Genomic DNA, 10,544 nt, shown 5'->3' with positions numbered 1-10,544 from the left:
TTAAACCCTTTTAAATCATTGGAAATAGAAATACTGGATTTTACAGTTACTCTTTGATTAATGTCAATAACACTAATACAACAATCAATTTTTTTACTTGAAACGTCAAGTCCAACAGAATACTTTAGCATATTTCAAAAATTTAAAAATGTTAAGTAAACAAAATCATATTGGATTTTATCTCATATTTTATGCAACATCTCTATATAAAAATAAAGTGTTTAAGTACTAATTCAAATTCAATATATGATTAAAATAAGGTTGATATTCCTCCCGAACAATATCATAAAAATGTATCTAGACCTTGGTAGTTATTACAACCTTATTTGTTTACTTTGTAAAGATATGAGACGTTTGCGGAGCATGGTTACAACAGTTTTGGAGAAAACGTCTTTTATCCTGATAGGTTATTGTGAAATTAGTTAAGTGCTCTTTTTTTTATATCTATTTTAGTTAATTATGCGTAAAATAAAGATTTTTGTTCTTTTGTGTTTTAATTTCTCAATTTCACAAAATCAAATTACGTTGCCAAAAATTGAGCATAATAATTTTAGAGTGCGTGGAATTCCCTTTCATTCCATTACAATTTCAAATGATAATATCATAACATTTGATGGTGATACTATTATGATTTATGATCTAAAAGAGAGATTATTAGGGAATTATAAAGACCTCAATTTGGATTATACCGTTACTTTTGGAGAATTTAAAAACATTCATTTGTTTATTGATATTAATACAAAATTTAATTTTTTTGATAAAGTTTTTACAGAAATTTCTTCAGCAGCTAATCCAGTAGTTATTCTACGTTGTAATTTAGCTAATTCAAATGAAAGTAATGATGTAATTGGTTTGAAAACAAAACTTGCTCCATCATTTTTTAAATTTAGTGCACCAAAATACCAATATACTAATCAAGAAATGGAAGAAATTAATGCAGAAAATCAAGTCAAACATGATGATTTTCTTCCAACACCAGAAACAAGTGTCTTTCCAATTAAAAATGTAACAACCGCAGTTTATTCATTACAACAAGAAATTATTGATGAACAACTCTTAAATAAAAAAATAGAATGTTTAAAAGTTACAAATGAAGGTATTAATTTTAAAGATAAAAAAATATCCTTTGAAAATCAAGGTTTTTGGTCTGAAATTGAATCAAATTTTAATGTCGTTTTTGTAACATTTGAGGATAATTTATTGTATTCGAATTATATAAAGTACATAAAGAGTAAACCAGTAAATTTTAATATTATTAATTTTAATACAAATTTAGAGCTAATCGAATTATCATCACAAATATTGAAATTACATGAACGAGCCAAAATAAAAGTTTGTTACTGTGTTAACTAGAATCCTATTTTTAATCATATAGTATAAAAAACTCCTGAATTTCAGGAGTTTTTTTATGTTTAGACATTACAGTAATTTTAACCAAGTAGTTGATCTACCTACCATATTTTTCCACTTCACCATTGTGCCAAAATACTTTTTCGTAGTAAAACTCTAAAGAAGTTAGATTGCCACTTTTTTTGATAAGGCATTTTCCAATGACATTGGCTTCTTTTCCAATGACGGTTAAAAGAGCATTATTTGCTACTTTTTTCTCTTTAAACAATTGATAGAGTTTGCGGGCAATATCTTGACGAATATCCATTTTTGCATTGAATGTGCTAATGATAACTGTTTCTGATTTTGACTTGGCAATTAATTCCATGCCGTTTTGACCGTGCCGATAGGTTCGAATTGATTCTTGCGAAAAAGCAAGCTGAGTGCTGATAAGCACTAAGAATAGTAGGTATTTCATGAGATTTTGGGTTAAATCGTATGCAATATAACGTAAATACCTGAAATAATTGTGTTTAGCTATAACTTTTTGTTGAAATAATAAAAAAAACCGCTTAACTTCACGTTAAAGCGGTTTTTAAAAAAGTATTTAGTTAGTTTAGTAATATGCGAAGCGTTGTACTTTTGAAATGTATTTAGCCAAACGAATTACTTGGTGACTATAACCAAATTCATTATCGTACCAAATATATAAGACAATATTTTTTCCATCAGCTGATACAATGGTAGCATTGCTATCGTAAATAGAAGGAGCATTTGTTCCCACAATATCAGAGGAAACCAATTCGTTGTTTAACGAATATTTAATTTGTTCTACTAAATCACCTTCTAAGGCATATTTTTTCATAATGTCATTGATTTCAGCAACTGAAGATTCTTTGTTTACCTCTAAATTCAACACCACTAAAGAACCATTTGGCACCGGTACACGAATAGCGTTTGACGTTAATTTTCCAGCTAAACTTGGTAAAGCTTTTGCCACAGCACTTCCGGCTCCTGTTTCAGTAATTACCATATTCAAAGCAGCGGCACGACCTCTACGGTATTTTTTGTGCATATTGTCCACCAAATTTTGGTCATTCGTGTACGCATGAATGGTTTCCAAATGACCTTTTACAACGCCTAAAGTATCTTCAACTACTTTTAAAATAGGCGTAATGGCATTTGTAGTACAAGAAGCTGCGGAGAAAATATCCACTTTATCAGGATTGTGCTCTTTATGATTTACACCATACACAATATTTGGCACTCCTTTTCCCGGAGCGGTTAGCAACACTTTTGAAGCACCTTTTGAAGTCAAATGTCTTTTCAATGCCTCCTCTGTAGTGAAGGCTCCGGTATTATCAATAATCAATGCATCTTCAATTCCATACGCTGTATAATCGATTTCTTCCGGTGAATTAGCCGAAATCATGTGTACTGTTGTACCATTGATGAGCAACGCATTGTTTTCTAAATCAGCCGTTACAGAACCCTGAAAATCACCATGCACTGAATCATAACGCAATAAAGAAGCTCTCTTTTCTAAATTGGTAGCATCGTTTTTATCACGGGTAACAACTGCACGTAAGCGAAGTTGAGAACCTTTTCCGGTTTTTGACATTAATTCTCGGGCTAACAAACGACCAATTCGACCAAAACCATATAAAACCACATCTTTAGGTTTTATGGAATTTGATTCTTTGGCTTTTTTTAATTTATCAATGACAAATGATTTGGTATTGTGGTATTTATCGTCCTCTAAATGGTATTCATATGTTAATTTTCCAATGTCGAGTTTCGATGGTGGTAAATCTAACGATAACATTTCACGAGCAATTTCAACTGAATCAAAAATAGAAATCGGTTTGCCTACGAATTCTCCAGCATATTCGTGCAAGTTTAAAATTTCGGAAACATTTTTGTCAATTAATTGGTTTCTAAACAAAACCATTTCAATGGATTTGTCATACCATAAATCACTAATGATTTTAATAAATTCTACTCCGGCTCTTCTTCTGTCCGCTTGAAAGGAAAGTTCTTTTTCGTAATTAGAAGGAATCTTACTCATGCTTTACAAATTAGTTGTTGTTGTTAAATTTGGTGCAAAAGTATAGATTTCAAACGTTTTCGTAAACTTTTTTTATCATTTTTTTTCAAAATAAAAATCCTGCAAAGTCAATTAGATTTACTTTGCAGGATTTCCCCAAATCAATAACCTATTTACAAAATTATTCTCATTACTTGTCCGTTTCGTAACATTAGTTCAACACGAACGCCTTCTTTTTCGGTTTTGCTCCCTAATCCTCTGGAAATAGTTTCTACATCGGTGGCTTTTACTCCGTCAATGCTCAAAATGATACTTCCTTTTAATTCTTCGGCATAAGGAGCAAGTTTTTCATTCGTGATTTCTTTGATTTTTACACCTTGTTTTAATTTGAATCGTTGTTTGTCAGTTGCATCCAAATCTTCCAACTCCAATCCATAAAATTCATAATTTAAAATTTCTTTTTTGGTTAATTTTACCGGAATTACTAGTTTTCTTCCATCACGATTCACGGTTACATTAATTTCATCATTCGGACGTTTTGTATTCACATAACCTGAAAGCTCCGCAAACGAAGTAATGTTTTGATTGTCTAGTTTCATAATCACATCGCCAGATTTGATACCGGCTTTTTCAGCACCAGAATTTTTTGTCACCTTGTTGACATAGAAACCTTGCGTTTCTCTGATGTTTAATTCTTTTGAAGCAGCTCCGTTTAATTCTCTTCCTTCAATACCTAAAATTCCTCTTTGCACATTACCGAATTCCATGATGTCTTCAATTATTTTTCGTGTAATGTTGGATGGAACAGCAAATGAGTAGCCAACATAACTACCGGTATTAGACGAAATCATCGTATTGATTCCCACTAATTCACCACGTGTATTCACCAAAGCACCACCGCTGTTACCCGGATTAACTACCGCATCAGTTTGAATAAACGATTGAATTCCGCTTGTGTCTAAGTTTCTTGCTTTCGCAGAAATAATTCCGGCGGTAACTGTCGAATTTAAATTATATGGATTACCAACCGCTAGCACCCATTCGCCAACTTTTACTTGATCTGAATCAGCAAAAACAGCATAGGGTAATTTTTCATCGGCATCTACTTTTAAAAGTGCGATATCCATTTTTGAGTCGGTACCGATTAATTTAGCTTTATATGATTTTTTGTTGTTTAAAGTAATTTCTAATTCAGCCGCACCTTGAATAACGTGATTATTCGTCACCACATAACCATCTTCAGAAATAATTACGCCTGAACCGGTTCCCACTTGTGGTTGCGTTTGACCGCCTCTGTTTCCATAAAAGAAATCGATTGGGTTGTAAACAGTGCGATACGTAACATTTTTTACGTGAACAACTTGTTCTAGTGCTTTCTCTGCTGCTGCTGTAAAATCAATTGCTTCGGCTGTTAATCCTACATTTTTGGTTGGATATAAAGGAGCAGTTGTGACTAATCCAATTTTGTTTTGGTCTTTTTCAAAAAATAAATGGTAGGCTCCTAAAGTGATGGCACCACTAAATAATGATACTAAAAATAAATTGGTTACATTTTTCATGGGTTATCTAATTTAGTTTAATAATGTAAATTTATACGTTTTATTATGTTTACAAATAAGGTTTAACGCTCTTTAACAGCTCTTAACTTTTCTTTAAAATAATTGTACTTTTGCAATGTATATCTTTATAAAATGAACATTCAATTTTTTAAATACCAAGGAACGGGCAACGATTTTATCATGATTGATAATCGTACTGAATTTTTCTCCAAAAATAATACCAAACTCATCAAACAGCTTTGTGACAGACGTTTTGGTATTGGTGCTGACGGTTTGATATTACTTGAAAATGACAAATTTTCAGATTTCAAAATGGTCTATTATAATTCCGATGGTAATGAAAGTTCCATGTGCGGAAATGGTGGTAGATGCATCGTTGCTTTTGCCAAACAATTGAATGTCATTCATGAAGAAACTACTTTTATGGCGGTGGATGGTGAGCATTATGCCAAAATTTCAGCAGATGGTACCGTTTCACTTCAAATGAAAAATGTGGAGGACATAAAAATAGCTGCTGATTATGTGTTTTTAAATACCGGTTCGCCACATCATATCACGTTAGTTGAGGATGTAAAATCGGTTCCGGTAAAAGAAATTGGTAGCCAAATTCGATACAGTGATCTGTATGGAAAAGCAGGGAGCAATGTTAATTTTGTAGAAATTATTTCGAATTCACTTTTTGCTGTACGAACATATGAAAGAGGAGTAGAGGACGAAACCCTTTCCTGTGGAACTGGTGTTACTGCTGCTGCAATTGCCATGAATGCCATAGGGAAAACCACTTCCAATGAAATAGATGTATTAGTGGAAGGTGGTCAATTAAAAGTGTCTTTTCAAAAAGAGGGAAATCACTATCATAACGTTTTTTTGATTGGTCCGGCTACTTTTGTGTTTGAAGGAACAATTCAATCCGATAACTTTTAATTCATGAAAACACTTAAGGGGCAACATATTTATCTTCGAGCACTAGAACCGGAAGATTTAGAATTTGTTTATCAATTAGAAAATGACGAATCGGTTTGGGAAATCAGTCAAACGCAAACGCCTTACAGTCGATTTTTGATTCGTCAATATTTAGACAATGCTCAACAAGATATTTATGAAGCCAAACAATTGCGACTGGCAATCTGTAAAAATGACAGTTTTCAAGCCATTGGATTAATCGATTTATTTGATTTTGACCCAAAAAATAAACGAGCCGGAATTGGCATTTTGATTCAAAATGAAGAAAATAGACTAAAAGGATTTAGTCGACAAGCCTTAGAATTGTTAATACATTTTGCGTTTGAACGGTTGGAGGTACATCAATTGTATGCTAATATTGCGACAACAAATGAAGCCAGTATTGCTCTTTTTACTACTTTTGGCTTCGAATGTGTAGGCATCAAAAAAGAATGGAATTTTCAAAACGGAATCTATTCAGATGAAGCACTTTATCAATTAATTCGTAAATCATAATTTCAAATGAATTTTAAAAAAATAATTCTTTATGTTTCTTTAGCTGTTTTAGTTGGCGTTGCCTATTTCGGTTTTAAAGTATATCAAACCGTTTTTACTCCCAATACTAATTTTTCGGAAGAAAAAGTTTCTGTTTACATTCCAACTGACGCCACTTTTGAAGAAGTAAAAGCAATTGTATCTCCCCATATAAAAGACATGGATAAATTTGAAACCCTTGCCAATCGCAGAGGGTATTCCACCGAAATAAAAGCCGGAAAATTTGAGTTGACTAAAAATATGAATACCAATTCTATTGTTTCTGCTTTGCGAAGAAGTGTTCCTGTTCGTGTAACGTTCAATAACCAAGAACGATTGGAAAATTTTGTTGGTCGAATTGCTTCTCAAATTGAACCGGATAGTATTCAGTTGTTGCAAGCGTTTAAAGAACCAACATTTTTAGAAGAAAACGGTTTCACGGAAGAAACGGTATTTACGATGCTTTTACCCAATACATTTGAATTTTATTGGAATACATCTGCTGTAAAATTTAGAGATCAAATGGCGAAAGAATATTTTCGTTTTTGGAATGATGAACGAAAAGCCAAAGCTGAAAAATTAGGTTTAACGCCTATTCAAGTATCCATTCTCGCTTCCATCGTTCAAAAAGAAACGGCCAAAGTAGAAGAACGACCACGCGTAGCAAAAGTCTATTTGAATCGTATGAATGTTGGCATGCCCCTTCAAGCAGACCCAACCGTAATTTATGCGTATAAATTATCCTCAAATGATTTTAACCAAGTGATTAAACGCGTTTATTACAAACATTTAGAAGTGGATTCACCTTATAATACGTATAGAAATGTTGGTTTGCCTCCCGGTCCTATCTTTATGCCGGATGTCAATGCAATTGACGCTGTTTTGAATCCGGAGCAGCATGATTTTATCTATTTCTGTGCAAGTGTGGAACGTTTTGGCTATCACGAATTTGCTACAACTTTGGAGCAACATAACGTGAATGCCAAAAAATATGCAGCTTGGTTAAACACGCAAACCACTAATTAATTGAAAAATTTATTTTTCATAGTTGCTCCTTTTTTGCTGTTTTCAAATGGAGTAGTAGCTCAATCTACATTCGATGATTTTTTCAAACCATCAGACACGTTGCATACCAAAAGAAGAAATGCCGTTGTAATTTCAGAAGCAGTTTTGACTTCAGCCGCATTGGTTGGATTGCATCAAATTTGGTATACCGATTACGAAAAATCTTCTTTTCAATTCAAAAATGACAATAACGATTGGCTTCAAATGGATAAAGCCGGACATGTGTTTTCTGCCTATCATTTAGGTCGAATGAGTGCCGAAATGCTAAATTGGAGTGGTGTTTCAAAGAATGACCAGTTAATTTATGGAGCCGGTTATGGTTTTGTTTTCCTCACTGCTGTTGAAATGTTTGATGCACATTCTGCTGAATGGGGATTTTCTTGGGGTGATGTTGCTGCCAATGCTACCGGAACAGCTTTAAATGTTTCTCAAGAATTGTTGTGGAATGAACAGCGAATTATTCCGAAATTTTCTTTTCACACCACTAAATATGCTGATTTGCGACCGGAATTATTAGGAAAAAGTGTTAGTGAACAAATTTTGAAAGATTATAATGGTCAAACCTATTGGTTGTCGGCCAATGTTTATTCGTTTGCTAAAACAACAAAAATTCCGAAATGGTTGAATGTTGCTTTTGGATATGGAGCAGATGGAATGATTTCAAGTAATTCAAATGCATCAAATATTGCATTTGATATTGAAAGAAATAGACAATTTTATCTCAGTTTGGATGTCGATTTATCTAAAATTGAAACAAAATCACATTTTTTAAAGACTGTTTTTTCACTTTTTAACACCATCAAAATTCCCGCTCCAACGTTTGAAATCAACGGTTCAGGAAAGGTTAAAGGCTACTTTATTTACTTTTAGAAAATATTAACTTGCTGATTGTCAATTTTATAAAATAAGTTGTATATTTGCACCGGTGAAATTCAAGAGGGTGACAGCACTTGAGAAATAACTTTCTATGTCAAAAAAATGGTATTTTTATTCTAGTATTGTCGTTATTGTAGCAATAATCAGTACAGGTTTCAAACCTTATCAATTTGAAAATTTAAATTGGTTTTATGTTGATGAATCAGATGAAGTTTTACATTATACTGTTCCAACAGCTGAAGAATTAGAATATAAAAATGTCATTTTCCCACAAACCGGAAAAACCTATGCCGGATTCAAACAAGATTTAGCATTTAAAGAATCACAAGGGAAATACCATTTGGTCAATTCTTTTGGTTATATGGGAAAATACCAATTTGGAATTGGTACACTTCGTACTTTAGGTGTGAATGATAGTCTTCATTTTATGCGTACTCCTCAACTTCAAGAAAAAGCTTTTAATGCTTTAATGTCTGTAAACAAATGGATTTTGCGTGATGAAATTGAAAAATACGAAGGAAAAACAATCAATGGAGTTGTCATTACGGAATCCGGATTATTGGCAGCGGCTCATTTAGGCGGTGCCGGTTCGGTAAAAAAGTTTCTAAAAAGTAATGGAAATAGAAGTATAAAAGATGGTTTTGGTACTTCTATCAAAACGTATATCAAAAAATTTGGTGGATATGATACTTCGCATATTGTGGCGAATAAAAATGCAAAAGTAAAATAAATCAACTTTTTTGAATTATAAAGATAGTAGGTCGGTTGTGTAAATCGACCTTTTTTTACTAAACTCCCAACAAATCATTCAATTTCCAAGCTTGAATATGTAAAATTCCCTCATTAGAAGGGAAAGCAATATCATCTAATGAAATTACAATTTTTTCATAATTATCTGAAATGTTTTGCAAAGGCGAATATTCTCGTATGATTGTGTTTTCGTTTTCGAGTATGTATGTCACTTGAAAATAGATAACACGATCCCCTTTTTTCGCAATAAAATCAATTTCTTTGTTTTTTAAAGCTCCTGTATAAACATTAAATCCTAACCTACGAAGTTCCAAATAAACTAAATTTTCAAGTTTATAACCTATTCCGAAACTAAAGCCTTGGTATAAATAATTTTTAAATGATAAGTCATTTATATAATATTTACAATTTCCCAAAATAATATCTTTTCCTTTGATGTCATAGCGTTCAACTTTATGAACCAGAAAGGTGTCTATTATATATTCAATATAATTTGAAACCGTATCATAGGTGGTTTTTCGATTATTGCTTTTAAAAAAATTGACAATGTTATTTATAGAAACAAGATTTGATGCGTTGTTAACCATGAAAACAAAAATATCTTCTAATAATTTTGGGTCTTTAATGTTATAACGTTGTATGACATCACGTAATAAAACAGAGTCTTTAATGGCAGAAATATAATTTCGTTTCGTTTGTTCATTAGGTAAAATGAATAATTCCGGTAAACCGCCGCTTTCCATGTATTCTATATACGTCAATTTACTTGGTTCTTTTGCTGTTGCTTCAGAAAATTCATTAAAACTAAATGGAAATATCTCAAAAGTTACATATCTACCGGAAAGAAGTGTTGCTAACTCTCCGGAAAGCATTTTTGAATTGGAACCACTTATGAAAAGTTCGTAATCATCTACATAATTTTGAGAATACGAATTCGCAAAATGTTCCCATCCTTCAATGTTTTGAATTTCATCAATAAAAAGGTATATCTTGCCAACAGGATGTGTTTTTGATCGATAGATTTCAATTAATTTTTCTACATCTCGGTAACTTGAAATAGTATCAAAATCGGTAAATTCTTTGTTTAAATAAAATATATTCTTAGCATTTACACCTTGTTGCATTAGTTTATTGGCAAGTTGTCGCAATAGGTAACTTTTCCCAACTCTACGTTGACCTACTAACACTTTTATGAGTTTATTACCCGTGTATTCTAGTATCGAATTGGTATATGTTTCTCTTTCAAAACCTAATTGCGGTAGGTTACCATTCCAAAAATTATATTTTTTTAAACTATCAAAATTATCTTCCATATTTGAAAATTTTTGTAAAATTACAAAATAATCTTTTATATTCGAATATTTTTATAAAAATATAAATTAATCTTTTATACTCGAATAATTTTATAATTAAAATATTTTCTAGAGTCGAAAAATTTAAAA

Annotated in this window: 10 protein-coding genes; 6 read left to right on the top strand and 4 right to left on the bottom strand. The window is 32.0% G+C overall.

Going from position 1 to position 10,544, the window contains the following annotated elements:
- Window positions 1–525: 525 nt before the first annotated feature.
- On the top strand, window positions 526–1,353 hold the full coding sequence (locus H601_RS0107760) for a hypothetical protein (RefSeq protein WP_156900366.1): 828 nt from the start codon (window positions 526–528) through the stop codon (window positions 1,351–1,353).
- A 94-nt stretch (window positions 1,354–1,447) separates the two neighbouring features.
- On the opposite strand, the gene H601_RS0107755 is transcribed toward H601_RS0107760, so the two are convergent.
- The 3 genes from H601_RS0107755 to H601_RS0107745 all read right to left on the bottom strand — a co-directional run bounded on the left by H601_RS0107755 (window position 1,448) and on the right by H601_RS0107745 (window position 4,935).
- Complete coding sequence (locus H601_RS0107755; RefSeq protein ID WP_026710978.1) at window positions 1,448–1,807, bottom strand: hypothetical protein; 360 nt, start codon at window positions 1,805–1,807, stop codon at window positions 1,448–1,450.
- A 138-nt stretch (window positions 1,808–1,945) separates the two neighbouring features.
- Complete coding sequence (locus H601_RS0107750; RefSeq protein WP_026710977.1) at window positions 1,946–3,397, bottom strand: glyceraldehyde-3-phosphate dehydrogenase; 1,452 nt, start codon at window positions 3,395–3,397, stop codon at window positions 1,946–1,948.
- 152 nt (window positions 3,398–3,549) lie between these two features.
- Window positions 3,550–4,935 (bottom strand): trypsin-like peptidase domain-containing protein, encoded by a 1,386-nt coding sequence (locus H601_RS0107745; RefSeq protein ID WP_026710976.1) that lies wholly within the window; start codon window positions 4,933–4,935, stop codon window positions 3,550–3,552.
- 132 nt (window positions 4,936–5,067) lie between these two features.
- Here H601_RS0107745 and dapF point away from each other — a divergent pair, with 132 nt between their 5' ends.
- The 5 genes from dapF to H601_RS0107720 all read left to right on the top strand — a co-directional run bounded on the left by dapF (window position 5,068) and on the right by H601_RS0107720 (window position 9,082).
- Window positions 5,068–5,859 carry a diaminopimelate epimerase gene (gene dapF / locus H601_RS0107740; protein WP_026710975.1) on the top strand — a complete coding sequence of 264 codons (792 nt, stop codon included), beginning with the start codon at window positions 5,068–5,070 and terminating at the stop codon, window positions 5,857–5,859.
- A gap of 3 nt (window positions 5,860–5,862) precedes the next feature.
- Complete coding sequence (locus H601_RS0107735) at window positions 5,863–6,393, top strand: GNAT family N-acetyltransferase (protein WP_026710974.1); 531 nt, start codon at window positions 5,863–5,865, stop codon at window positions 6,391–6,393.
- Between the two features lie 6 nt (window positions 6,394–6,399).
- Window positions 6,400–7,437 carry an endolytic transglycosylase MltG gene (gene mltG, locus H601_RS0107730; protein ID WP_026710973.1) on the top strand — a complete coding sequence of 346 codons (1,038 nt, stop codon included), beginning with the start codon at window positions 6,400–6,402 and terminating at the stop codon, window positions 7,435–7,437.
- Window positions 7,438–8,346, top strand: a complete 909-nt coding sequence (locus H601_RS0107725; RefSeq protein ID WP_084139951.1) for a DUF2279 domain-containing protein — start codon at window positions 7,438–7,440, stop codon at window positions 8,344–8,346.
- Between the two features lie 97 nt (window positions 8,347–8,443).
- Window positions 8,444–9,082, top strand: a complete 639-nt coding sequence (locus H601_RS0107720; protein ID WP_026710971.1) for a hypothetical protein — start codon at window positions 8,444–8,446, stop codon at window positions 9,080–9,082.
- A 58-nt stretch (window positions 9,083–9,140) separates the two neighbouring features.
- Here the strand turns inward: H601_RS0107720 and H601_RS0107715 are convergent, their stop codons facing one another.
- Window positions 9,141–10,415, bottom strand: coding sequence for an ATP-binding protein (locus tag H601_RS0107715; RefSeq protein WP_026710970.1), 1,275 nt, complete (start codon window positions 10,413–10,415; stop codon window positions 9,141–9,143).
- Window positions 10,416–10,544 lie beyond the last annotated feature (129 nt).

It is taken from the genome of Flavobacterium filum DSM 17961 (genome assembly GCF_000425465.1).
Lineage (GTDB): Bacteria > Bacteroidota > Bacteroidia > Flavobacteriales > Flavobacteriaceae > Flavobacterium > Flavobacterium filum.
Note: the sequence above shows the minus strand (reverse complement) of the source record. Positions and strands in the feature narration are given on the sequence as shown.

What these genes read in the sequence shown, in the direction of transcription:
- H601_RS0107755 (WP_026710978.1), bottom strand. Translation starts at nt 1,807, where the DNA reads ATGAAATACCTACTATTCTTAGTGCTTATCAGCACTCAGCTTGCTTTT.
- H601_RS0107750 (WP_026710977.1), bottom strand. Translation starts at nt 3,397, where the DNA reads ATGAGTAAGATTCCTTCTAATTACGAAAAAGAACTTTCCTTTCAAGCG.
- H601_RS0107745 (WP_026710976.1), bottom strand. Translation starts at nt 4,935, where the DNA reads ATGAAAAATGTAACCAATTTATTTTTAGTATCATTATTTAGTGGTGCC.
- dapF (WP_026710975.1), top strand. Translation starts at nt 5,068, where the DNA reads ATGAACATTCAATTTTTTAAATACCAAGGAACGGGCAACGATTTTATC.
- H601_RS0107735 (WP_026710974.1), top strand. Translation starts at nt 5,863, where the DNA reads ATGAAAACACTTAAGGGGCAACATATTTATCTTCGAGCACTAGAACCG.
- mltG (WP_026710973.1), top strand. Translation starts at nt 6,400, where the DNA reads ATGAATTTTAAAAAAATAATTCTTTATGTTTCTTTAGCTGTTTTAGTT.
- H601_RS0107720 (WP_026710971.1), top strand. Translation starts at nt 8,444, where the DNA reads ATGTCAAAAAAATGGTATTTTTATTCTAGTATTGTCGTTATTGTAGCA.
- H601_RS0107715 (WP_026710970.1), bottom strand. Translation starts at nt 10,415, where the DNA reads ATGGAAGATAATTTTGATAGTTTAAAAAAATATAATTTTTGGAATGGT.